The organism is Cognatishimia sp. F0-27 (assembly GCF_020667845.1).
Taxonomy (GTDB): domain Bacteria; phylum Pseudomonadota; class Alphaproteobacteria; order Rhodobacterales; family Rhodobacteraceae; genus JAFMPQ01.
In genome coordinates this window covers 56,853-79,803 of the sequence record NZ_JAFMPQ010000011.1, presented here as the reverse complement: position 1 = coordinate 79,803, position 22,951 = coordinate 56,853, and the positions used below count along the sequence as shown (strand labels likewise).

At 64.7% G+C, this 22,951-nt stretch carries 23 protein-coding genes; 17 read left to right on the top strand and 6 right to left on the bottom strand.

What is annotated here, in order from left to right:
• The first annotated feature begins 5 nt into the window (after positions 1 to 5).
• Positions 6 to 491 carry a phosphatidylglycerophosphatase A gene (locus tag J1C49_RS08100; RefSeq protein ID WP_227445309.1) on the top strand — a complete coding sequence of 162 codons (486 nt, stop codon included), beginning with the start codon at positions 6 to 8 and terminating at the stop codon, positions 489 to 491.
• Positions 488 to 967, top strand: a complete 480-nt coding sequence (locus J1C49_RS08095) for a CinA family protein (RefSeq protein WP_370639384.1) — start codon at positions 488 to 490, stop codon at positions 965 to 967. Before J1C49_RS08100 ends, J1C49_RS08095 begins: the two co-directional genes overlap by 4 nt.
• Positions 968 to 1,063: 96 nt before the next feature.
• On the opposite strand, the gene J1C49_RS08090 is transcribed toward J1C49_RS08095, so the two are convergent.
• Positions 1,064 to 1,507, bottom strand: a complete 444-nt coding sequence (locus J1C49_RS08090) for a type II toxin-antitoxin system RatA family toxin (RefSeq protein ID WP_227445308.1) — start codon at positions 1,505 to 1,507, stop codon at positions 1,064 to 1,066.
• An 80-nt stretch (positions 1,508 to 1,587) separates the two neighbouring features.
• Between J1C49_RS08090 and hpt the strand changes: the two genes are divergently transcribed.
• The 3 genes from hpt to J1C49_RS08075 all read left to right on the top strand — a co-directional run bounded on the left by hpt (position 1,588) and on the right by J1C49_RS08075 (position 3,687).
• Positions 1,588 to 2,139: a hypoxanthine phosphoribosyltransferase gene (hpt, locus tag J1C49_RS08085; protein ID WP_227445307.1), complete on the top strand. Its 552-nt coding sequence runs from the start codon at positions 1,588 to 1,590 to the stop codon at positions 2,137 to 2,139.
• A gap of 208 nt (positions 2,140 to 2,347) precedes the next feature.
• The gene (locus J1C49_RS08080; protein ID WP_227445306.1) at positions 2,348 to 2,803 is read left to right on the top strand and encodes a cytochrome c; all 456 of its coding nucleotides are present in this window, start codon (positions 2,348 to 2,350) and stop codon (positions 2,801 to 2,803) included.
• Positions 2,804 to 2,811: 8 nt separating this feature from the next.
• Positions 2,812 to 3,687 (top strand): cytochrome c, encoded by an 876-nt coding sequence (locus tag J1C49_RS08075; protein WP_227445347.1) that lies wholly within the window; start codon positions 2,812 to 2,814, stop codon positions 3,685 to 3,687.
• A gap of 393 nt (positions 3,688 to 4,080) precedes the next feature.
• Here the strand turns inward: J1C49_RS08075 and lipA are convergent, their stop codons facing one another.
• On the bottom strand, positions 4,081 to 5,031 hold the full coding sequence (gene lipA, locus J1C49_RS08070; RefSeq protein ID WP_227445305.1) for a lipoyl synthase: 951 nt from the start codon (positions 5,029 to 5,031) through the stop codon (positions 4,081 to 4,083).
• Between the two features lie 407 nt (positions 5,032 to 5,438).
• On the bottom strand, positions 5,439 to 6,551 hold the full coding sequence (locus J1C49_RS08065; protein WP_227445304.1) for a DUF6456 domain-containing protein: 1,113 nt from the start codon (positions 6,549 to 6,551) through the stop codon (positions 5,439 to 5,441).
• Positions 6,552 to 6,821: 270 nt separating this feature from the next.
• Between J1C49_RS08065 and J1C49_RS08060 the strand changes: the two genes are divergently transcribed.
• The gene (locus J1C49_RS08060; RefSeq protein ID WP_227445303.1) at positions 6,822 to 7,109 is read left to right on the top strand and encodes a DUF6477 family protein; all 288 of its coding nucleotides are present in this window, start codon (positions 6,822 to 6,824) and stop codon (positions 7,107 to 7,109) included.
• Positions 7,110 to 7,179: 70 nt separating this feature from the next.
• On the opposite strand, the gene J1C49_RS08055 is transcribed toward J1C49_RS08060, so the two are convergent.
• Entirely contained in the window at positions 7,180 to 8,724 is a 1,545-nt protein-coding gene (locus tag J1C49_RS08055; protein WP_227445302.1) for a trimethylamine methyltransferase family protein, read from the bottom strand.
• Positions 8,725 to 9,038: 314 nt separating this feature from the next.
• On the opposite strand from J1C49_RS08055, the gene guaA reads away from it, so the two are divergent.
• Both guaA and bmt read left to right on the top strand, forming a co-directional pair.
• Positions 9,039 to 10,622, top strand: a complete 1,584-nt coding sequence (gene guaA, locus J1C49_RS08050) for a glutamine-hydrolyzing GMP synthase (RefSeq protein ID WP_227445301.1) — start codon at positions 9,039 to 9,041, stop codon at positions 10,620 to 10,622.
• Between the two features lie 385 nt (positions 10,623 to 11,007).
• On the top strand, positions 11,008 to 12,024 hold the full coding sequence (bmt, locus tag J1C49_RS08045) for a betaine--homocysteine S-methyltransferase (protein WP_227445300.1): 1,017 nt from the start codon (positions 11,008 to 11,010) through the stop codon (positions 12,022 to 12,024).
• A 112-nt stretch (positions 12,025 to 12,136) separates the two neighbouring features.
• Here the strand turns inward: bmt and J1C49_RS08040 are convergent, their stop codons facing one another.
• Complete coding sequence (locus J1C49_RS08040; RefSeq protein ID WP_227445299.1) at positions 12,137 to 13,231, bottom strand: PA0069 family radical SAM protein; 1,095 nt, start codon at positions 13,229 to 13,231, stop codon at positions 12,137 to 12,139.
• Between the two features lie 193 nt (positions 13,232 to 13,424).
• Between J1C49_RS08040 and J1C49_RS08035 the strand changes: the two genes are divergently transcribed.
• The 3 genes from J1C49_RS08035 (at position 13,425) to J1C49_RS08025 (ending at position 15,508) form a co-directional block, all read left to right on the top strand.
• A complete protein-coding gene (locus J1C49_RS08035) occupies positions 13,425 to 14,129 on the top strand; it encodes a B12-binding domain-containing protein (RefSeq protein ID WP_227445298.1) in 705 nt (234 codons plus the stop codon).
• Between the two features lie 448 nt (positions 14,130 to 14,577).
• Positions 14,578 to 14,751 (top strand): hypothetical protein, encoded by a 174-nt coding sequence (locus J1C49_RS08030; protein ID WP_227445297.1) that lies wholly within the window; start codon positions 14,578 to 14,580, stop codon positions 14,749 to 14,751.
• Positions 14,752 to 14,920: 169 nt separating this feature from the next.
• Entirely contained in the window at positions 14,921 to 15,508 is a 588-nt protein-coding gene (locus tag J1C49_RS08025) for a DUF1638 domain-containing protein (RefSeq protein ID WP_227445346.1), read from the top strand.
• Between the two features lie 506 nt (positions 15,509 to 16,014).
• Here J1C49_RS08025 and J1C49_RS08020 read toward each other — a convergent pair.
• Positions 16,015 to 17,643 (bottom strand): divergent polysaccharide deacetylase family protein, encoded by a 1,629-nt coding sequence (locus tag J1C49_RS08020; protein ID WP_227445296.1) that lies wholly within the window; start codon positions 17,641 to 17,643, stop codon positions 16,015 to 16,017.
• A 130-nt stretch (positions 17,644 to 17,773) separates the two neighbouring features.
• On the opposite strand from J1C49_RS08020, the gene J1C49_RS08015 reads away from it, so the two are divergent.
• Genes J1C49_RS08015 through glp form a run of 6 tightly spaced genes read left to right on the top strand, consistent with a single transcriptional unit; the run spans position 17,774 to position 22,506 of the window.
• Complete coding sequence (locus J1C49_RS08015; RefSeq protein ID WP_227445295.1) at positions 17,774 to 18,355, top strand: aminodeoxychorismate/anthranilate synthase component II; 582 nt, start codon at positions 17,774 to 17,776, stop codon at positions 18,353 to 18,355.
• Positions 18,352 to 19,374 (top strand): anthranilate phosphoribosyltransferase, encoded by a 1,023-nt coding sequence (gene trpD, locus J1C49_RS08010; RefSeq protein WP_227445294.1) that lies wholly within the window; start codon positions 18,352 to 18,354, stop codon positions 19,372 to 19,374. Before J1C49_RS08015 ends, trpD begins: the two co-directional genes overlap by 4 nt.
• Positions 19,375 to 19,389: 15 nt before the next feature.
• Positions 19,390 to 20,067: a uracil-DNA glycosylase gene (locus tag J1C49_RS08005; protein WP_227445293.1), complete on the top strand. Its 678-nt coding sequence runs from the start codon at positions 19,390 to 19,392 to the stop codon at positions 20,065 to 20,067.
• Positions 20,064 to 20,867, top strand: coding sequence for an indole-3-glycerol phosphate synthase TrpC (trpC, locus tag J1C49_RS08000; RefSeq protein ID WP_227445292.1), 804 nt, complete (start codon positions 20,064 to 20,066; stop codon positions 20,865 to 20,867). Before J1C49_RS08005 ends, trpC begins: the two co-directional genes overlap by 4 nt.
• A complete protein-coding gene (gene moaC / locus J1C49_RS07995; RefSeq protein WP_227445291.1) occupies positions 20,864 to 21,343 on the top strand; it encodes a cyclic pyranopterin monophosphate synthase MoaC in 480 nt (159 codons plus the stop codon). The genes trpC and moaC overlap by 4 nt, the downstream gene beginning before the upstream one ends.
• The gene (glp, locus tag J1C49_RS07990; RefSeq protein WP_227445290.1) at positions 21,340 to 22,506 is read left to right on the top strand and encodes a gephyrin-like molybdotransferase Glp; all 1,167 of its coding nucleotides are present in this window, start codon (positions 21,340 to 21,342) and stop codon (positions 22,504 to 22,506) included. Before moaC ends, glp begins: the two co-directional genes overlap by 4 nt.
• Positions 22,507 to 22,951: the final 445 nt, after the last annotated feature.

Sequence of the window (22,951 nt, the reverse complement as noted above, 5' to 3'; positions counted from 1 at the left end):
CCGCGATGAAGTGGGTGGCGTCTCTCGGCGGGATCGGCTTCCTGCGCCCTGCCCCCGGCACCTGGGGGTCGCTCGCGGCGCTGCCGCTGGCCTACGGCATCCTGTCTTTTGGCGGGTTCTGGTTTTTTGTGAACCTGACGGTCTTTGCCTTTGTCACCGGCTGGATCGCCACCGACCGGGTGATCCGTGACGGTGACGATCACGATCCGTCCTGGGTGGTGATCGACGAGCTGGTCGGACAGTGGATCGCGCTCCTGCCCGTCGGATATGGCGCGGGCATGATGGGTGCGGACCTGTGGCGACTCTGGCCGGGTTGGGTCGCAGCCTTCGTGCTTTTCCGTCTGTTCGACATCACCAAGCCGTGGCTTGTGGGCCGCGCCGACCGGATGGGAACCGCGATGGGCGTGATGCTCGATGACATCTGGGCCGGTGTCTTTGCGGCCATTGGCGTCATCGTGCTGGCCGGGATCGCGCACGGGGTGCTGATGTGAGCCTGCCCGCCGCGAAAACGCTGGTCGAGACGCTCTCTGCGCGCGGCTGGACCACAACCACAGCCGAAAGCTGCACAGGCGGCGGCGTCGCCGCGGCGATTACGGATATCGCAGGCTCATCAGCCGTATTCGAGCGGGGGTTTGTCACCTATTCCAACCGTGCAAAGACCGAGATGCTGGGCGTTGCCCCCGCCACGCTCGATGTGCATGGCGCGGTATCCGAACCCGTGGTCGCAGAGATGGCCGAAGGGGCGCGCAGCCGCGCAGGTGCCCAGATCGCCGTTGCCATCAGCGGCATTGCCGGCCCCGGTGGATCGGAGTTCAAGCCCGAAGGGCGTGTGTGTTACGCGCTCGCGACGCAGGCCGGCCTGCGCACGCAGACCGTCGAGCATGGCGCCCTCGGCCGCGCCGCCGTTCGCGCCGCCGCTGTCGCCCATGCGCTGGCGCTTTTGCTGGATGCCGCGCGAGAGCCATGACATCGACATGGCAGGGGCGCGACCTGCCCGCCCCGGATCGCCCGCCGAAAGGCACGCCACCCCACAGCGTTTCACGGCAGGCAGACCGGGCCCGGATCATCCATACAGCACAGCGGCACGCCGCTCGAACGCACGCACGATGCGTTGCATCGCCTCGTAAAAGAACATGCCCGCCGCCCCTTGCAGGATGCGGTTGCGAAACTCGAAATCAACAAAGAAATCGACCTCCACTCCGCCATCGACATCAGTGAATTTCCACTTTGATACCATGTGCTTGAACGGACCATCGAGATATTCGGTGTCGATGCGTTTGTCCTGCGGCCACAGAACCACCCGCGAGCCAAACCGTTCGCGGAACACCTTGAAGCTGATCACGAGGTCGGCAAGCATCACCTCGCTGTCGCCGCGCTCTTCGCGGGACCGGATCCGCGCCGCGGCCGTCCACGGCAGAAATTGCGGATAGGAGCCGACATCGGCAACCAGGTCATACATCTGCTGCGCCGTGTAGGGCAGCGTGCGGGTCTCCGAGTGGGTCGGCATGTCGCCCCTTTTTTACCGTTACGTCCGTGACATTGCTGGCTGATTTCGTATGCTCGGCGCGGAATTTCAAGGGATGTCCCATGACCCAGCGTCCATATGTCGTAGAAGAGTTGATCTCCGCAAAGTCCATTGCGGCCCGGATCGAGGCGCTGTGCCGCGATATCACGCAGGAGTTTTCGGATACCAACAAACTCGTCGTCGTGGGTCTGTTGCGGGGGTCTTTCGTATTCATCGCCGATCTGGTGCGCGAGCTTGATCTTCCGGTCGAAGTCGATTTTCTGGAGGCGTCTTCTTACGGCGACGCGATGGAAAGCTCACGCGAAGTGCGGATACTCAAGGATCTCCGCGGCGCGATTGAAGGGCGCGACGTGCTGGTGGTCGAGGATATCATCGACACCGGCCACACGATGAACCACGTGTTGCGACTGCTTGCATCGCGCGAGCCCCGGCGGCTGCGGTCTATCGCGCTGCTCGACAAGCCGACGCGTCGCGAAGTCGATGTGCGCGCCGACTGGACCGGTTTCGAGATCCCCGACGAGTTTGTGGTGGGCTACGGGATCGACTTTGCCCAGCGCAACCGCAACCTGCCCTATATCGGCAAGGTGCGTTTCACCGATCCAGAGCCTGCCTGACCCTCTGAGCGCTCCGGCTCAGCATGTCACGATTTGCCTGAGATGCGTCTTCCCGCAGGGCACCAAGCGTTTTCTTGGTGCGCAAATCGCAGCAGCCCTGAGCGATTTCACACAGCTGTCAACTGGACATTACACTTTACACGCATAGGTCGTTGTCCTTACGCTGTGTCAATTAATCGCAGCGCTTTTCTCACACAGGGAGCACCCCATGAAAACGTTCATCGCCCTCGCAGCCGCTACGGCAACCGTTCTTGGAACCGCCGCTTACGCGCAGGATTTCAAAATGCCGGTTCAGGCCCGCCAAGGTCAGTTTGCAGTTTTGGCCATCAACCTCGGGATCCTTGGTGGCATGGCGCGTGGCGCGACCGAGTACGACGCGGAAGCCGCACAGGCCGCAGCAGACAGCATCGTTGCCGTGACCATGATCAACCAAGGCCCGCTCTGGCCGGAGGGGTCCGACAGCATGTCCATCGACGGCACGCGCGCAGAACCGGCAATCTGGGAGAACCTGCCGGACGTCCTGTCCAAATTTGGCGACCTGACCATGGCGGCGCAGGAATTGCAGGCAGTGGCCGGCACCGGCCAAGAGGCGATCGGCCCCGCGCTCGGCAAGCTCGGCGGCACCTGCAAGGCGTGCCACGACAACTACCGGACGCCTGAGTAAACGCGATGCTGCGCAAGCTCTTGATGCTTGCCATCCCGGCTGCGGTCATCGCAGCCGGCATTGGCCTGTGGGTGACGGCCCCAAGCACCGTTGAGGCAGCGCGTTTCGAAGCCCTGTCCGGCGATGCTGCGCGCGGCGAAACCGTCTTCACGGCATCGGGCTGCGCGTCCTGCCATACCGTCAAGGGCTCGGAAGACAAGCTGGTTCTGGCCGGCGGCCAGGCCTTCGCCTCTGATTTCGGCACTTTTTATGCGCCCAACATCTCGTCCCATCCAGAGGAAGGGATCGGCGGCTGGAGCCAAATCGCGTTTGCCAACGCCGTTTTGCGCGGCGTCTCCCCGGAGGGTCAGCACTATTACCCTGCCTTTCCCTACACGTCTTACGTCCGCATGACGGACGCGGATCTGGTCGATCTGTGGGCCTATATGCAGACGCTCCCGGCGGATGCGACACCGTCCAAGCCGCATGACGTTGGGTTCCCGTTCAACATCCGCCGCTCCGTGGGCGGGTGGAAATTCCTGTTCATGGATGACGGGTTTGTCACCGAAGCCGATTCAGAGCTGGAGCGGGGCCGGTATCTTGTGGAAGCGCTCGCGCATTGTGCCGAATGCCACACGCCGCGCAACGCGCTTGGCGCCCTGGACACCGCGCGCTGGATGGCGGGCGCGCCGAACCCGTCGGGTCAAGGCACGATCCCGCCGCTCACGCCGGACAAGCTGGACTGGTCCGCCGATGATATCGCGTATTACCTCGAGACCGGCTTTACCCCGGAATATGACAGCGCCGGCGGTCATATGGCTGCGGTGATAGACAATTTCTCGAAGCTTGGTCCCGAGGACCGCGCGGCGGTCGCCGCCTATGTGAAAGCGCTGCCTGCCCCCTGATCCGCTCGTTGGCACGACGCGCGCCAATCTCATGGCGGCGCGAGGATCGTGCCTCGACGGCACCGGCGCGGCCCGCCTCCCTGTGCGTGCCGCGACGACAAACAGGCCTCCGCGCGGAACATGATCCGCCTCAATCTGCGGCTGACCTGAGTCTTGGCGGAAACCGCAACGGGCACCCGGGCAGAACCAGCCTAGGTTTGGACGTGTCCCGGCAACACTGCCTGAAAAAAAGCGCGCGGAAGCGCTCCTTCGGATCACGCCCGGCCCCGCGTGCAAGGCGTGAGACGTGCAGGGTCGCGGCCGCGGCCTGCAAGGCAAGCGATGCGCAAGACGAGCGCCTGCATCTCGCTTCGAGCTCTCTGTCCTAGAGGCTGCTGTGCGCCTTGATCCGCGCTATTGGGTCGCCAGCTTGCGCATCCTTGCGGCGCGGAGCCGTGCGAAATCGTCTCCCGCGTGATAGGATGACCGGGTCAATGGCGTTGCGGAGACCATTTCGAACCCCTTGCCATAGGCCGCCTTTTCGTAGGCGACAAACTCATCCGGATGCACGAAGCGGTCCACCGCGTGATGTTTCGGCGTCGGTTGCAGATATTGGCCGATGGTGAGGAAATCGACATCAGCGGCGCGCATGTCATCCATGACCTGCAAGACTGACTGGCGGTCCTCGCCCAGCCCGACCATGATACCCGACTTGGTAAAGATCGACGGGTCGATTTCCTTCACGCGCTGCAACAGACGCAGCGAGTGGAAATACCGCGCACCGGGGCGCACCTCCGGGTAAAGGCCCGGCACGGTTTCAAGATTGTGGTTGAACACGTCCGGCTGTGCTGCCACGACAGTTTCCAGCGCGTCAGGACCACAGCGCAGGAAGTCAGGCGTCAGGATCTCGATCGTTGTCTCCGGGGACCGATGCCGCACGGCGCGGATCGTCTGGGCAAAATGCTCTGCCCCACCGTCTTCGAGGTCGTCGCGATCCACCGAGGTGATGACCACGTGGTTCAACCCCAGTTTCTGCACCGCATCGGCGACGCGTCCGGGTTCAAAGAGGTCCAGCGCATCGGGCCGTCCGGTCGCCACGTTGCAGAAGGTGCAGCCACGGGTGCAGATCTCGCCCATGATCATCATGGTGGCGTGGCCCTGGTTCCAGCATTCACCGGCATTGGGGCAACCAGCCTCTTCGCAAACCGTGACAAGCTTGTGCTCGCGCATGATCCGGCGCGTCTCGTTATAGCCTTCGCCGCCGGGCGCCTTGACGCGAATCCAACTGGGCTTTTTCGGTTGGGCATTGTCCTTGCGATGCGCCTTTTCAGGATGGCGCTGGTCGGGCAGCTTGAGGTCGCGCACGGTATTTTCCCCGCGAAGTGGTTCCGGTTCCCCCTCTATTAAGAGCAAGCAGGGAGAGTTACCAGTATCCGCGCTGTCACACCCGCGCGGAACAGCCCCGTTCTAACGAGTGCTCCCTGTGCGATCGCCATTTTATTTCAATAGCTTGCACTGCCTCCCTCGAAACCTCGCGCGCGACGGGGTGACGGACATGCAAGCAATGCAAGGCTCGGATGGCGCCACATTCGGGGCGGCCCATGGGGCGCGTTGGTCGAGACATGCTATGAACGATCAGCGCCCGCGCCCCTCTGCGCCTCTCCCCGATGGCACAATCGCGGCACCCTCAGCCTGCACAGCAGGACAGGCCGCGCCATCGGTCCCGGCATGATCGCGTTGGGGCCGGTGCATGGGGGATCCCGCGGCGGCGCTCAGCCGATCATGTCGCCACCCTCGGCGGCTTGTTCCTCGTAGTGGCGCTTGAGCCGTTGCAACGCGATGCGCAACACGATCTTTCCAGACCGTGCCGACCAGCCCAACGCTTTTTCCGCCGCCTCCAGACCCTCGAGATAGCAGCAGCATCGCAAAGCGACATCGCCCAGCCCCGGGCCCAGATCGCGCAACGCGCGGCTGAGCCGAACGCGCGCGGGAATGCTGCCGCGCACCGCCGCAGGGGTCTGTTCGGTCTCCAGCCCCATTGCGACGAAGGCATCCCAGCTTTGACCCGGTGCCTGCGCGGTTTGCGCCAGTTCGAAATCCTCGCGCAGCCGTTCGCCCGCGAGCACCAGCGCATCGGGCAGGAAAGGCGTGCCGTCCTTGTCGCGTCGTCGCGACAGAACCGTCAACGGACTTTCTGCAAGCAGATACTTGCCCTTGCGGCTGCGCGGGTCGCGGTCGATTTCTTCGAGCGCCGCTTCTGCGGCCACGCCGCTGTCAAAACCGGCCTGCGCTTCAGCAAAACCTCGCACCCGGTTTTCCTGTTGCGCCATGAGCGCGCTCAGCGCTGTTCGGCCGGTTGCGGTAATCCTGTAGCGCGAAATCCGACCGGGTGCCTCGCAAGCGATCCAGTCCTTGAGCGCCATGGCCTGCGCAATCGGCGCGTCGACCACCGCGGTACGGGCGCTCCCGCCATCCCCAGTGTCGCGCACCACAACCGCCTTATCCATTTCGGCAGCCACGGCAAGCACCGCCCCGCTCTCGCACAGGCGCCGCAAGACGCGCCGCGCTTCGCGGGCCAGCGTTGCCTCATCGGGCAAGCCGGGCATCGCGCCCTCGTCGCAAGCGCCAAGACCAAATCCGGTTGACGCCTCATCCTTCTGCGCGCCGCCAAGGACGCGCAAGGCCGCATCAACCAGCGGATCGTCCCGCCGGGTCTCGATCCTGCGCACCTGGCGCAGCACCGTGGAAGCATGAATGCCCGCATCCCGTGCAAGTTGGCGGATCGGCTGGCCGTACTCCGTATGCGCCAAATAGGCGCGCGCGGCGTCTGGCACCCAACCGGGCAAATCCGGCCCGGGGCTGTGGATAAATTCTCGCTCTGCCATATCGACTTTCCCCTCGTGATCCCCGCGTCAAAGCCCAGCCCCAGGCGTTCAAACAACGGTTCAAGCAGCAGATTCAACCTTGGATTGACAACCTATACGTGCATTTATTACCGGATGCTTAACGCATCTGGGATTTTCCAACTATTTGAGAGGAATGATAAACAAATCTGAAACGACCGTTCGGAGAGGCGCGCAAGGGCGCAACACTCGCTAAGGTTGTGTATCAGTGGAGATGTTGCAAACGACTCACTGTCACGAGGGACAAGAACCATGCAGGATATCCTGGGGATACTTTCGACATTGCGCCGTCCGCGGCTCCTCATTCGCGCCGCACGAATCGGATCAGAGGAATACCGGCGCGATCCGCATCTGCATCGCCTGATCGGGTATGGACGCCTGCCCAGACCGGGAAAGGCATTGATGACCCTGATGGAAATCGAAGGCGAATTGAACGACCAGCGCCGCGCACAGGCCGCGAGCTATTCCATTTCCAAACACGTGGAAATCCTGGTCGCCATGATGGGCGAAGCACGCCTGCTGCGCTCCAAGACCGAGTAAAACCCGAAACCGCCCGGTTGCGCGGACCCTTCCGCGCAACGGACAGCAAGACAGGCGGTCTTTGCGATGGTCAGGTGAAGCTGTCTGGCATCGACGCCTTCTTTTCTGCCACATAGTCGCGCAAGGCCGCTTCCGTCGCCGGGTCCATTTCGGGTTTGCGGTAGCTCTCAAGCTGCTTTTTCCACCGCTGCGTCGCGAAGCTCGCGCTGTCGCGTCCGCCCTCTTCGACCCAGGTCTCGTAGGGCTTGTAATCCAGCAGGTCAGACCGCCAGAAGGCGGATTTGAAATTCGCCTGGGTATGCGCACAACCAAGGTAATGCCCCCCCGGACCGACCTCGCGGATCGCGTCCATCGCCTGGGCGTTCTCATCGATCTGCACGCCTTTCGCAAGGTGATGCAACGTGCCGAGCTGATCCGCATCCATCACGAATTTCTCGTAGGAAGACACCAGCCCGCCTTCCATCCAGCCACAGGCGTGCAACATGAAGTTGACCCCCGCAAGCAACCCGACATTCAGGGAGTTCGCGGTCTCGTAAGCCGCCTGTGCATCGGGCAGCTTCGAGCCATTGAACGAGCCCGCCGAGCGGTAAGGCAAGCCCAGCCGCCGGGCCAATTGCCCAGCGCCATAGGTGATATGAGCCGCTTCGGGTGTCCCGAAGGTCGGCGCGCCGGAATTCATGTCGATCGAGGTCACAAACGTGCCCATGATCACCGGAGCGCCCGGCCGGATGATTTGCGCATAGGCAATGCCTGCCAGAACCTCGGCCAAAACCTGCGTCAACGTCCCCGCAACCGATACCGGCGCCATGGCTCCGCCCACGATAAAGGGTGAGATGATCGCCGCCTGGTTGTTTTTCGCATAAACTTCGAGCGCCCCCATCATCACGTCATCGAAGGTCAGCGGCGAGTTGATGTTGATAAGCGAGGTCATCACCGTGTTTTGCTGGACAAACTCCTTGCCGAACAGGATCTCGGCCATATCGACACTATCCTGCGCGCGGCTCGGTTCGGTGACCGACCCCATGAACGGCTTGTCCGACAAGGTCATGTGCGCCAGCAGCATGTCCAGATGGCGCTTGTTGACCGCGATATCCGTCGGTTCGCAAACCGTGCCGCCCGAATGGTGGAGCCATTTGGACATGTAGCCCAGCTTCACGAAATTCTCGAAGTCTTCCATCGTGGCATACCGGCGGCCCTTTTCCATGCAATGCACGAAGGGCGGGCCATAAACCGGTGCCAGAACGAGGGAGCGCCCACCAATTTCCACGGAGCGTTCGGGATTGCGCGCGTGCTGCGTGAACGCGGCAGGGGCCGTGGCGCAAAGGCTACGCGCAAGCCCCTTCGGCAAACGCACCCGCTCTCCTTCGACCGTCGCACCGGCCGCGCGCCAGCGGTCCAGCGCTGCCGGGTTGTTCACAAAATTCACGCCGATCTCTTCGAGCAGGATTTCGGCGTTGGCTTCGATGATTTCGAGCGCCTCTTCGTTGAGGATATCCAGATTGGGAATATTGCGTTCGATATACCGCGCCGTCTCGACGCTGATTGCGCTGCGCTCGGCCCGTCGTGCCGCGCCACCGCCACCCCGTGCCCGTCTGCGTGTGCCCGCTTCTGCCATGCTCAAACCCTCGTGTCGCGCCATTCCGGTTCTGTCGGGCCACGGCCCGTAGGGCGGGGTTTACCCCGCTGCGCGCACGCCCCCTGCTGCGATAACGCCCTTACGCAGACGAAAGCGACACACAGGCGCGGCAACGCCGTTTTACGCCGTCCGGCCGTGACGCGAAGAGGCGGCGCCCCATGCGGAGAAAAGCATCGCCCTGTGCCCGGAAACGCCTTGCCCCACCCGTCCGGGAAACCAACAAGGGCCACCGGGTCGACCTTGCCTGCACGGAGGCGTTGCCGAATCCCGCGCACGGACCTAGAGACTGCGACATGACCCAGTCCGCCGTCTCCCCCCGCCCCGCCATCGCGCATGAAACGTTGCTGATCGTCGATTTCGGCAGCCAGGTCACGCAGCTCATCGCCCGCCGCTTGCGCGAGTTGGACGTCTATTGCGAGATCCACCCCTACCAGACCCTGACCGCCGAGACACTGACCGAGATCGCACCGAAAGCGGTGATCCTGTCCGGGGGACCAGATAGCGTGACCCGTGAAGGCAGTCCGCGCGCGCCGGATGCGCTCTTCGAGATGGGCTTGCCGATCCTCGGCATCTGCTACGGCCAGCAGGTGATGATGACGCAGTTGGGCGGACGCGTGGTCTCGGGCGAGGGCACGGCGGAGTTCGGGCGCGCCTATGTCGAGCCCAAACAGGATCTGCCACTGCTCGAGGGCTGGTTTGCAGAAGGGCGCGAGCAGGTCTGGATGAGCCACGGCGACCACGTTGACACGCTCGCCCCCGGCTTCGAGGTCTACGGCACCTCGCCCGGTGCGCCCTTCGCCATCACCGCGGATGTGGCGCGTCATTTCTACGCGGTGCAGTTTCACCCCGAGGTTCATCACACCCCCAACGGCGCGCGGCTGTATGAAAATTTTGTGCGGCTCGCAGGCTTTACCGGCGACTGGACGATGGGCGCCTATCGCGAAGAGGCCGTGGCCCGCATTCGCGACCAGGTCGGCGACAAGAAGGTCATCTGCGCGCTCTCCGGCGGGGTCGACAGCTCGGTTGCGGCGGCGCTGATTCACGAAGCGATCGGCGATCAGCTCACCTGCGTCTTCGTGGATCACGGGCTGTTGCGTCTTAACGAGGCTGACGAGGTCGTGGGCATGTTCCGCGATCACATGAACCTCTCGGTGATTCATGCTCAGGAACAGGACCTGTTTCTCGGCAAGCTCGAAGGCGTCTCCGACCCCGAAACCAAGCGCAAGATCATCGGCGGGCTCTTCATCGACGTGTTCCAGAAATACGCCAACGAGATCGACGGCGCCGAGTTTCTGGCCCAGGGCACGCTCTACCCGGACGTGATCGAGAGCGTCAGCTTTTCCGGCGGCCCATCGGTGACGATCAAATCACACCACAATGTCGGCGGTCTGCCCGAGAAGATGGGGCTCAAGCTGGTCGAGCCGCTGCGCGAGTTGTTCAAGGACGAGGTCCGCGCGCTGGGCCGTGAACTGGGCCTGCCGGAACACTTCATCGGCCGCCACCCCTTCCCGGGACCCGGGCTCGCGATCCGCTGCCCGGGTGAAATCACCCGCGAAAAGCTCGAGATCCTGCGCAAGGCCGATGCGGTCTACATTGACCAGATCCGCAAACACGGGCTCTACGACGAGATCTGGCAGGCGTTCTGCGCCATCCTGCCCGTCCGGACCGTGGGCGTGATGGGCGACGGTCGCACCTATGACTTCGCCTGCGCATTGCGCGCAGTCACGTCGGTCGACGGGATGACGGCGGATTACTACCCGTTCAGCCATGAGTTCCTTGGCGAAACCGCCACGCGGATCATCAACGAAGTGCGCGGTATCAACCGGGTGACCTACGACATCACCTCCAAGCCTCCGGGCACGATCGAATGGGAGTGACCTCCGGCCCGGAATGCGCCCGCGCCTGAGACGCGCAAAAGACGATCGACACCTGCGGCACCGGCCTGCGGCACCGGGCCGGGCAAGACCGCCGCCCGCTGGGGTTTCTTCTGTCTCACAAATACCTCCGGGGGAGGCACAGCCTCGCTGTGCCGGGGGCAGCGCCCCCAATACCCCCCCGCGCAGCGCCCTCGCCTGCGCACGAGCGATGCGTCACACCGGCTGCGGGAAAGCCTGCGGGATGGCGGGCGGGGCGTCGTCGCTTCAGCGACGCGCGTCGCCCCGACATCTCAATGCACCTCATGTAAAACATGCAGATTATGAATTTGCGTCACGATCAGGGCCATGCGACATGCTGGACATCCAAATGCAAAGGTCCCGTTTCATGTCTGATGCCCTCACCCGCGCGCTTGCCTCCCGCGATTGGCTTCTTGCCGATGGCGCGACCGGGACCAACCTCTTCAACATGGGGCTCATGTCGGGAGACGCGCCTGAGTTCTGGAACGAAACCGAAACCGACAAGATCCGCGCGCTCTACCGTGGCGCTGTCGACGCCGGTTCGGATCTGTTCCTGACCAACAGCTTCGGCGCAAACGCCTCGCGCCTGAAACTGCACGATGCAGCAGACCGCGCCTACGCCCTGTCGAAACTCAGCGCGGAACTGGGGCGCGAGATCGCGGATGCCTGCGCGCGCGACATCATCGTGGCAGGATCCGTCGGCCCCACCGGCGAGATCATGGGCGCAGCGGGCACGCTCTCCCACGAAGATGCGGTTGCCATGTTCGAGGAAACCGCCGCCGGGCTGCGCGATGGCGGCGCGGATGTGCTCTGGGTCGAGACGATCTCGGCACCCGAGGAGTTCAAGGCCGCTGCCGAAGCCTTTGCCAAGGTGGACATGCCGTGGTGCGGCACCATGAGCTTTGACACCGCGGGACGGACCATGATGGGCATGACTTCCGCTGACATGGTGACCATGGTCGAGGCCCTGCCGAACCCGCCCATCGCCTTCGGGGCCAATTGCGGGGTCGGGGCGTCGGACCTGTTACGCACGGTCCTTGGATTTGCCGCGCAAGGCACAGACCGTCCGATCATTGCCAAGGGAAACGCGGGCATCCCGAAATTCGAAGACGGCCATATTCACTATGACGGCACGCCCGACCTGATGGCGGATTATGCCGTGCTTGCCCGCGACAGCGGTGCGCGGATCATCGGCGGTTGCTGCGGCACGACCCCTCCGCATCTCGCGGCCATGCGCGCCGCGCTGGAGAGCCGGCCACGTGGCACGACGCCAACACTGGAGCAGATCACCGAGGCGCTGGGCGGGTTTTCCTCCGCCGGTGACGGCACCGGGGACGACGTTGCGCCAACACGCACGCGCCGCCGACCCCGCAAACGCGCGTGAGAGCGCTGCCTTGCCTGCGGTCCTCCCAAATCTGCCCGCGTCTTCCGCGTGTTCCCGCATCGCGCGCGCCACGGCGCACCCGCAGTGCCGTGACACGCCGTCATGGCCGGTTTCAGAACAGCGACAATTGATCGCCGGCACGTGGCGGCGCCCGGAACAGATCGCAGCGCAGGGGCGCGGCACGCTCGGCCAGTCCCAACTGCCGCACCGCGCGGCGAAATCGTTGTGCAATCAGCGCCGCATAGGGTCCTTCACCACGCATCCGGACATGCCACCGGCTGTCATAATCCTTCCCGCCATGCATGGCCTGCAAATGCCCCATGATGCGGCGCGCCCTGTCGGGGTAATGCGTGGCCAACCAGTCGCGCCACAACGGCGCAACTTCCAGCGGAAGGCGCAGCATGATCCAGCTGGCCGCGTCGGCTCCGGCTCCCTGCGCGGCATCGAGAATGGCCTCCAGTTCGGGGTCGGTGAGCGCCGGGATCATGGGAGAGGCCATCACCCGCACCGGGATGCCAGCGTCGACGAGGCGGCGGATTGTGGCGAGCCTGCGCGCGGGCGCCGGGGCGCGCGGCTCCATCTTGCGCGACAGCACCGGATCAAGCGTCGTCACGGAGATCCCGACGCGCACCAGCCCCTGCGCCGCCATCGGAGCGAGCACATCGATATCCCGCTCGATCAAGGCGCCCTTGGTCACAATCGCCACCGGATGCCGGAACGCCGCGAGCACTTCGAGACAGTCACGCATCACGCCGTGGTCTTTCTCGATCGGCTGGTATGGATCGGTATTTGTTCCGATGGCAATGGGCGCCACGCGATACCGGGCTTTGCGCAGCTCCGCATCAAGCACCTGCGGCGCTTCCGGCCGGGCAATCAACCGTGTTTCGAAGTCAAGTCCCGGAGACAGTCCAAGCCAGGCATGGCTTGGCCGTGCGAAGCAATAGATGCACCCGTGCTCGCAGCCGCGATACGGGTTGAGCGTCCGGTCAAAGGGCAGATCCGGCGAGCGCACATAGCTGATCACGGAGCGCGGCCGCTCCTCGCTCACCTCGGTGCGCAGCACGGTTTGCTCTTCGCTCAGATCCCAGCCGTCATGCTCATCGACCCGCACATGGCACTCGTAGCGCCCGGTGTCACAACTCAGCGCGCCGCGCCCCTTGCGCCGCTCTGCCGGAACCGGTCGCGCCGCTTCAATTGGTCTGTCCATCGCGGATGCCTCCAGAGTGCAAAACTAGAACACAAAGAGAACATTCGCAATCCTGCCCCGCGCAAAGTCGGAGATATCGCGCCCCATGTCGCATTAGGGAAAGTGTGACGGGCCCGAAAAGACGAATGCTCAGGACAGCCTGAGTGAGACGAAGCCCCTCTGCCCAGCGCAGAGCCCCGCCGAGGAGGACATCATGTCCGACGAAGAAGACGACATCATCCTGTCCGAGCTGAGCGACGACGAGCTTGTGGAACAGATGTGGGACGACCTTTACGACGGTCTCAAGGAAGAGATCGAAGAAGGCGTCAACATCCTGCTCGAACGTGGCTGGCAGCCATACGACATTCTGACCAAGGCGCTGGTGGCTGGCATGACCATCGTGGGCAAGGATTTCCGTGACGGGATCCTTTTCGTGCCGGAAGTGCTTTTGGCCGCCAATGCCATGAAGGGCGGCATGGCAATTCTCAAGCCGCTTCTGGTCGAAACCGGCGCACCCCGCATGGGCAAGATGGTCATTGGCACCGTGAAGGGCGACATTCACGACATCGGCAAGAACCTTGTATCCATGATGATGGAAGGTGCCGGGTTCGAGGTGGTCGATCTGGGCATCAACAACGCCGTCGACGCCTATATGGAAGCCATCGCCACCGAGGAACCGGATATCCTCGGGATGTCTGCCCTGCTGACGACGACGATGCCCTATATGAAAGTCGTGATCGACACGATGGTCGAACAGGGCATCCGTGATGACTACATCGTTCTCGTCGGTGGCGCACCGCTGAACGAGGAATTCGGCAAGGCCATTGGCGCGGACGCGTATTGCCGCGATGCGGCCGTGGCGGTGGAAACGGCAAAGTCGTTCATCGCGCGCAAACACAACCAGATGGCCGCTGGCTGAGCGGACCAGACCCTTCCGGTTTGCCGCGCCGTCCCTCACGGTTCGGCGAACCGCAGAACGCCTGCCCCTGGGCGCATTCAGGCAACAGCAGCCCGACCCGGAGCGCGCGCTGGCCAACGGGCTGCCCCGTGAAATACGGCGTTAGTGGCCCGCAAAACACGGAACAGAAACGGTGTGTTTCAGCGCGCGACCGGCGACGCCCAGTCCTTGAGCAATGGCGAGACGCAAATCGATGCAAAAAATGGCATCGTCAAAAGCTCTTTGAAAACAACGCAAAACAGCGATTGTCACGCCCCTTGCCGCAGCGGCCTGCCTGTCTCGCATGTGTCAAAATCGGCGTTGCCGGCCAAGACCCTGCGCGGCTCCGCGCAATCTTTGGGAAATTCTTGCATCCTGCCTTTTTCTTTAACCGAATCTGCCCCATATTATTTGGGCAAAGGAGATGAGCATGCCTGTGACGTCATTGGCACTTTTGATCTTTTCGGTTCTTGCGGCCGGGGGCCTCACGATCTGGGCACTGAACGCATGGGGCCTTGTGACCGTGGTGCCAATGCTGCTCTGTCTCGCGCTGATCCTGCGCTGGGCATTGGCCGATACCCCTTATGACGACGGCCAAGCCTGAGCGGAACAGGAGTGGACAGCGGCGACGCGGTCGCCGTGCCAAGCCGCTATTTTCCGACAGCGACTCCCCGGCGCAACAAAATGAGAGCGGCGCATCGAATGCAGCCTCGCTCAGCGACGCGATTTTGGCAGAGGCTGGCCTGAAACCGGTCGGCACCGGCTCGATCCTCATGATTGCCTGCGGCGCCCTCGCCCGGGAGATCCTCGAAATCAAACGCATTGGCGGCTGGTCGCATCTGGACCTGACGTGCCTGCCTGCAATCCTGCACAACCATCCCGAGCGGATTGCAAGCGCGGTTGAAGATGCGGTTTTGCGCCATCGCCAGCACTACAAGACGATCTTCGTGGCCTACGCGGATTGCGGCACAGGCGGCGTCCTTGAAGCGACCTGTGCGCGGCTGGATGTCGAGATGATCCGTGGCCCGCATTGCTATGCCTTCTTTGACGGGCTGGAGCGCTTCGCGGCGCGGGATGAAATGACCGCCTTTTATCTGACCGACTTTCTTGTGCGCCAGTTTGATGCCTTTGTCTGGAAACCGCTCGGGCTGGATCAGCACCCGGACCTGCGTGACAGTTATTTCGCGCATTACGAGGTATTGGTCTATCTGGCGCAAACCGAAGATCCCGCGCTGACCACCAAGGCAGAGGATGCCGCCGCACGACTCGGCTTGCGGTTTGAGCGACGACTGACCGGCTACGGGGAACTGCAAAGCACGATTTCGAGATGGGCGGACACCCCTCTGGTGACGCAGGGTTAGACACGCGGTCCGCGCCGGATTTGCGCATTGGCGGTTGGCGGGGCCTGTTGTCCGCACCGTCAGACGCGGTGCCTCAGAAATCGATACGGCTGATAAGGCGCGCCGCTTTGCGGAACGGTCCTTTACCGGTTGGATTAACGCCGCCGCATAGTCATCCGGCTTCAGACGGACCTTCCGCCCGATCCAGACCCGGAGACCGACCCGCCGCCCGAACCAAAACCGGCACGCTTGGCCTTGGCCCTGACACTGCAAGCGGGAGCGACCACAGGGCCACCGGGTGGATCCGCGCCCGCCGCAAGCGACCCCGCAGCCTTGCGTGGCACGCGCCGGACAGGGCCTGCATCCCATGGGCGCGAAGGGCATCAGGACATCAAGGGAGGTCTCAGCCCTCGTGCCTACAACTCGCGCACGCCACGCGGCGCAGAGTCAAACCATGGCGGCAAACCGCCCCTCCGCACCAAAGGTCAAGAAACGCGGCACCCGTCTCCGAAACCCGAACGACCCGTTCAGTTTTCCGACGGGTTCAACAGGATGTGCGACACCGGCACGATAGACACGGTGGCCGCGCGGTCCTGCAAGCCCCAGAGAACCAGCGCCGAAACCGTATCCGCGCTCAGCCGTCCCATCATCACAACTGCCCCGTCCTGTCGCGCCCGGAATGCTGCCTGATCCAGAAAGCGGCGAATGACGCGCTCATCCTGCCCTTCTCCATCAAAATCCCGGAAGACCGATACGGACGGCACGCCTTCGCGCGCGGCAAGCTGCTCGCCGGTATTCAACCCCTTTGGCATCAGAACAAGGCCGTGTCCCGATGCGGCCAGGGCCTGAGCGGTCTGGACCGTGACGGTGCGGCTGTCTTGAAGCCCACCCTCAGGCGCTTCCATCACACCGATCGCGGTGGGCACGCTGTCGAGCACCGCAGACAGGGACACTTCCACATCGGAGGCCTGCGCGCCCTCGGGCATCGCGCCAATCGCAAGCACCTCGAATCCGGCGACGCGATAGGCTTCGGCACGGTTCGAGGCTCCTTCAGTTTGGGGATCGACGGCAAATGTGACGGGAAAGGGAAGCGGCGCGAGCGCTTCGGGTCCGAGCGGGCCGGTCGGGTCGTCGATCAATATGATGGAGACGCGGGGCTTGGCAGGGTCCGCCTCCGCCGACGCAGCATATCGCGCCAATGGCCGCGCCTCATCTTCCGCATCCGTATCCGCGTCCGCATTCGTAGAGGAATCGGCATCGGCGACATCGCCACCGCCCCCTCCAATCCGTGGCAGGCGGCTCGTGGTGACCGCGCCTTCGCGCTCGACCAGAGAAACCGCCGGGCGACCGATCTGTGGGCCGGTCTCCTCTTCCGGCGCCGCGTCTTGCTCCTCGGGCGGGGCGGCGTCGTCCTCGGCAACCGCGTCGCTTTCATCCGGCGCGGGCTCTTCGACCGGCGCCGCCTCCGCGGACGGGTCTTCCGCGACCTCCTCGACGATCAGCGCCGAATCGCCCTGCGGCAAGGGCGGCGCTGGCGGTTGCAGCGGCGCAAGCGCGGTATCGCGCCCGGCCTCGGGATCCACCAGACCCGGTGCTGCAGCCTGGCCCGCAGGCAGCACCGGCCCATCGGTGGTCACGTCGATCCCCCGACCGGCAGCGGCCTCGTCGCGGACCGGCGGCGCGGTCAGGACCGTGTCCGGCGGTGCCCCCACATCGGGCGGCGCAAGCGGAGTCGTGTCTGCGCCGATCACGACCGGCGTTTCCGGCGCAGCAAGCGGATCGGTCTGGAGCACGGGTAGGTCCACGGCGGCCTCCGGCGGCGGGCGTCGGCCCGGTGCATCCGGATCCGCCTCTGCTGCACGGGCCAAGGCCGCTTCGTCTTCGGCCCTGTTCGGGTCGGGTTGCGGCGCAGCTGGTGGCTGATCCGGCGCGTCCTCCGCCACGACAGTGTCCGCTGCCGCGTCCACCCGTGCGGGCACATCAGGGTCTGCTCCCAGCGCCTCAGCCGCAGGCGCGGGGTCTTCCACAACCGCCTGTGGCGGTTCAGCGTCATTGGCCGCGTCCGGCCCGGGCCCGGTCAGCACCGACAGCGCGCCCACACCAACCCCGGACACAACCGTGCCCCAGACCAACCCCATCAGAAATCCACGTGCCATGGCGCTCTTGCCTCCTGCCCCGCTCGTCGCCAGCGCGCGCCGGGCCGTTGCCCTTGACCTCGCTCTGACTGCCTGTGCATGTATACCGCTGAACGCCGCCTCGCCGCCAGCCCCGGAGACCCGTGAGCCCATGATTTTGCTGATCGACAATTATGACAGCTTCACCTGGAACCTCGTGCATTACATTGGCGAGCTTGGTGCGGCGGTCGATGTGCGCCGCAACGATGCGCTCAGCGCCGAAGAGGCTATCGCCCTGCGCCCGGACGCCATCGTGCTCAGCCCCGGCCCCTGCGATCCGGACCGTGCGGGCATCTGCCTTGCGCTGACCCGCGCCGCTGCCGAGGCGGAGATCCCGCTTCTGGGCGTGTGCCTCGGCCACCAGACCATCGGGCAAGCTTTTGGCGGCACGGTGGTGCGCCATGACGAGATCGTGCACGGCAAGGCCGGCCTCATGCATCACGAGGGCAAGAGCGTCTTTGCCGGGCTGCCGTCGCCGCTCTCGGCAACGCGCTATCACTCGCTCGTGGTCTCCCGCGAGGGGTTACCCGATTGCCTTGAAGTGACCGCCACGCTCGAAGACGGCACGATCATGGGTCTCGCCCATCGCACGCTGCCTGTTCACGGCGTTCAGTTCCACCCTGAGTCCATCCGGTCCGAGCATGGCCACGCGATGCTCAAGACTTTCCTCGACAGCGTGAAGGTGCCCGCGTGAGTGACGATATCCGCCCCTTGATCGGTGCCGCCGCCGATCGCCCCCTGACCCGCGCTGAAGCAGAGCGGGCCTTCACCACTCTGTTTGAAGGGGCGGCAACCCCGGCCCAGATCGGTGGCCTCCTGATGGCCCTGCGCACGCGCGGCGAAACCGTCGAAGAATACGCAGCCGCCGCCGCGGTCATGCGCGCCAAATGCCACAAGGTTCAAGCGCCCGCAGGCGCGATGGACATCGTCGGCACCGGCGGCGATGGCAAGGGCACACTGAACATCTCCACTGCCACCGCCTTTGTGGTCGCCGGCGCAGGGGTGCCTGTGGCCAAACACGGAAACCGCAATCTCAGCTCCAAATCCGGCGCGGCCGATGCGCTCGGAGAGATGGGTATCGCCGTGATGATCAATGCCGCGGCGGTCGAGAAGGCCATCGCACAATGCGGGATCGGCTTCATGATGGCGCCCATGCACCACCCGGCCATGGCCCATGTGGGCCCGGTCCGGGCGGAACTCGGCACGCGCACGATCTTCAACATTCTGGGGCCATTGACCAACCCCGCCGGGGTCAAACGCCAGCTCACCGGGGCCTTCGCCCGCGACCTGATCCGCCCAATGGCCGAAACGCTCGGCCAGCTCGGCTCCGAACGCGCCTGGCTGGTCCACGGCTCCGACGGCACCGACGAGCTGACCATCACCGGCGTCAGCTGGCTCGCCGCGCTTGAAGAGGACGGCTCGGTCCGCGAAGCGGAGATCCACCCGGAAGATGCCGGCCTGCCCGTGCATCCGTTCGAAGAGATCCTCGGCGGTGCGCCCGCCGAAAACGCAGCTGCGTTCCGGGCCTTGCTCGATGGGGCCGCAGGCGCGTATCGGGATGCCGTTCTGCTGAACGCTGCCGCCGCTCTGGTGGTCGCAGGGCGTGCGGCGGATCTGCGCGACGGGGTGACCATGGCGCGCGAGAGCATCGACAGCGGCGCGGCCAGGGCCAAGCTCGAAGCGCTTGCCGCCGCGACGCAAGCCGCCGCCTGAGACGCGCCACAGACCGTGTCACGCATCCCTTCCGCTTGGGCCGATCTGCCCTTCTGGACAACGCAGTGGCCCAGAGTGCGGGCGGCCCTTGCCGCGGAAACGCGTCCCGTTCTGCCACCCGAACCGCACCGGTTTGCCGCGCTCGACGCCTGCCCACCCGAAACGGTGCGGGTTGTGATCCTCGGTCAGGACCCCTATCCGACGCCCGGCCATGCGCATGGTTTCGCCTTTTCGGTGGCGCCGGAGGTCACTCCCCTGCCCCGCAGTCTCGCCAATATCTTCAAGGAGATGCAGGCGGATCTCGGTGCCTGCCCGGTGACCGGCGATCTGCGGTTCTGGGCCGATCAAGGCGTGTTGCTGCTGAACTCCGCGCTGTCCGTGCCTGCCGGAGAGGCAGGCGCCCATGCGCGGCTTGGCTGGCTGCATCTGGTGCGCGATGTGCTGCACCGTCTGGACGACCGGCCGCGCGCCTATATCCTGTGGGGCAAACATGCACAGCAGCTGGCTGCGGTCATCCGGCACAAGGAGGCGTTGCGGATCGAAAGCCCTCACCCCTCTCCTCTTTCGGCGCGACGCGGCTTTTTCGGCTCGCGCCCCTTTTCGCGGGTCAACGAGTGGCTTATTGCCAAGGGACACACCGCGATTGATTGGGCTGGCCCCGCCCCCGAAAAGACCGAGACGACGACCTTATGACCCAGACAATTCTCGACAAGATCAAGGCTTACAAGCTTGAAGAGGTGGCCGCCGACAAGGCCGCCCGCCCCCTTTCCGAGGTAGAGGAAGCCGCGCGCGCAGCGCCTGCCTTGCGCCCCTTCGCCAAAGCGCTCAGGACCGCTGCCACCCAGGGCTACGGGTTGATTGCCGAGGTCAAGAAAGCGTCCCCCTCCAAAGGGCTGATCCGCGCGGATTTCGACCCGGCGACGCTTGCCCGCGCCTATGAGGCTGGCGGCGCGACCTGCCTCTCCGTGTTGACCGACACACCGTCGTTCCAGGGCGCCAAGGCGTTCCTCGTGGAGGCCCGCGAGGCAACCGGCCTGCCGGCGTTGCGCAAGGACTTCATGTATGACCCCTACCAGGTGGCCGAGGCACGCGCGCTTGGGGCCGACTGCATCCTGATCATCATGGCCAGCGTTTCCGATGCGCAGGCTGCCGAATTGGAGGATGCCGCGGCAAGCTGGGGCATGGACGCGTTGATCGAAGTGCATGACCGGCCCGAACTCGACCGGGCCCTGGCTCTTAAATCGCCGTTGATCGGCGTCAACAACCGCAACCTCAAGACTTTCGAGACCACGCTGGACACCACGCGGGTTCTGTCGCGGGCGGTTCCCGAGGATCGGTTCCTGATTTCCGAATCCGGGCTCAACACCCCCGCCGATCTGGCGGATATGGCCGGGCATGGCGCGCGCGCCTTCCTGATCGGGGAAAGCCTCATGCGCCAGACGGACGTGGAAAGCGCGACCCGCGCGCTGCTTGCAGACCCGGTGCCGGCATGAGCGGCGGTCTGACCCATTTCGACGAGGCCGGCCATGCGCATATGGTCGATGTCTCCGAAAAGGCCGTCACGGCGCGCATTGCCACCGCAGAAGGCTGGGTGCGCATGGCGCCCGAAACCTTCGCGCTGATCACCGAAGGGCGCGCCAGGAAGGGTGACGTCGTCGGGGTGGCGCGGCTCGCCGGGATCATGGGCGCCAAGAAGACGCCGGAGCTGATCCCGCTCTGTCACCCCTTGCCGGTGACCAAGGTGACCGTCGATCTGACGCAGGACCCCGACCTTCCCGGACTGCGCATCGAGGCGACGGTCAAGACAACCGGCCAGACCGGTGTCGAGATGGAAGCGCTCACCGCGGTCTCCGTCGCCGCGCTGACGGTCTATGACATGGTCAAGGCGGTCGATAAGACCATGGAAATCGGCGGCACACGCGTGATTCTCAAGGATGGCGGCAAATCGGGGCGCTTCGAGGCCAAATGATCACCGTCGACGACGCCCTTGCCCTGCTTTTCGCCCTCGCCAAGCCGCTTGGCACGGAACGGGTGAGCCTTCTGGACGGTGCCGGTCGCGTGCTCGCGGAACCGGTCGTGGCGGAGCGCGACCAGCCGCCTTTTCCTGCATCCGCGATGGATGGCTACGCCGTGGCCGAAGCACGGCCCGGCGACCGGCTGACCGTCATCGGGGAAAGCGCCGCGGGCGCGCGGTTTGACGGCGCCGTTGGCGCGGGACAGGCGGTGCGCATTTTCACAGGAGCGCCGGTGCCGCCGGGTGCGACCCGGATCGTCATTCAGGAAGACGTCACCCGCGACGGGGACACCATCGTGATCGGCGCGGCGCTGGACACCGCGGGCTATATCCGCCCGGCGGGTAACGATTTCTGCAAGGGAGCGCGGGTCGAAGCCGGGCGCATTCTCACCGCCAGTGACATCGCCCTGATCGCATCCATGAACTTGCCCGAAATCACCGTGGCGCGCCGCCCGAATGTCGCGCTGATATCCACGGGTGACGAATTGGTCATGCCCGGTGATGCGCTTGGCCCCGACCAGATCATCGCTTCGAATACCTTTGGTCTGCATGCGTTGCTCACCGCCTTGGGCGCAAGGCCAAGGCTGCTGCCGATTGCGCGCGACAACGCCGCGTCTCTCAAGACCTGTTTCGACCTTGCCAGCGGTGCGGATCTTGTCATCACGGTCGGTGGCGCCTCGGTTGGGGATCACGATCTGGTTGCGCCGGTCGCCGCCGAGCTCGGCATGGAACAGGCCTTCCACAAGGTCGCCATGCGGCCGGGCAAACCATTGATGTCGGGCCGGATCGGATCCGCCATGATGATCGGCCTGCCCGGCAATCCGGTTTCGGCCATGGTCTGTGGCCACGTCTTTGTGGCCCCCGTGATCCGCGCGCTTCTTGGCCTTCCCGCGGAACCTGCGCCACGACAGGAAGCGCCGCTCGCCGCTCCGATCACGGCGAATGGAACGCGAGAACACTACATGCGCGCGCGGCTCGATGACAGCGGGCTGACGGTGTTCGACCGCCAGGACTCGAGCCTGTTATCCGTCCTCGGCGCGGCCAATGCGCTTGTGGTGCGTCCGGTGGGCGACCCGCCGCGCGCGGCGGGAGAGACAATGTCTTACTTGCCGCTCTGACGTCCGGGCCTTCAACCAACAAGGTATCGCATCTGGCGGGTGAGCCGTCCGCAGGCGCGATCCGGTCCGAGCGCCCCCGCGCTCTTCCCCAAAAACCGATCCTCCGTCGCTTTCGATGGCGCCCCGCCCCGGACCACCTCCGCGCGTAGCCCAGGCTTGAAATCCGCGCCGGTCCGGGAGGCTCCCCAAACGCGCGGCTGGTGTCTGGCCCGCCGCGTTCCTTTTGGGGTCCGAGGTGTTGCCGCCGCTGTGTGGAGCGCTGCTGCACGGCACTGTTCCGGATACCGAAGCGACGAGAAAGCCGTTCTCGCTCTGGGCCAGAGCCTCAAGCCTGCCGGTTCGGTGAACCAGCCGCACCTACGGAACGCGCGCCCCCGATCTTCGCGCCCCCATCGACGCCATGGTTGCTCGGACCACCGCGCGTCCTCAACGGTCGCGCCGGGCG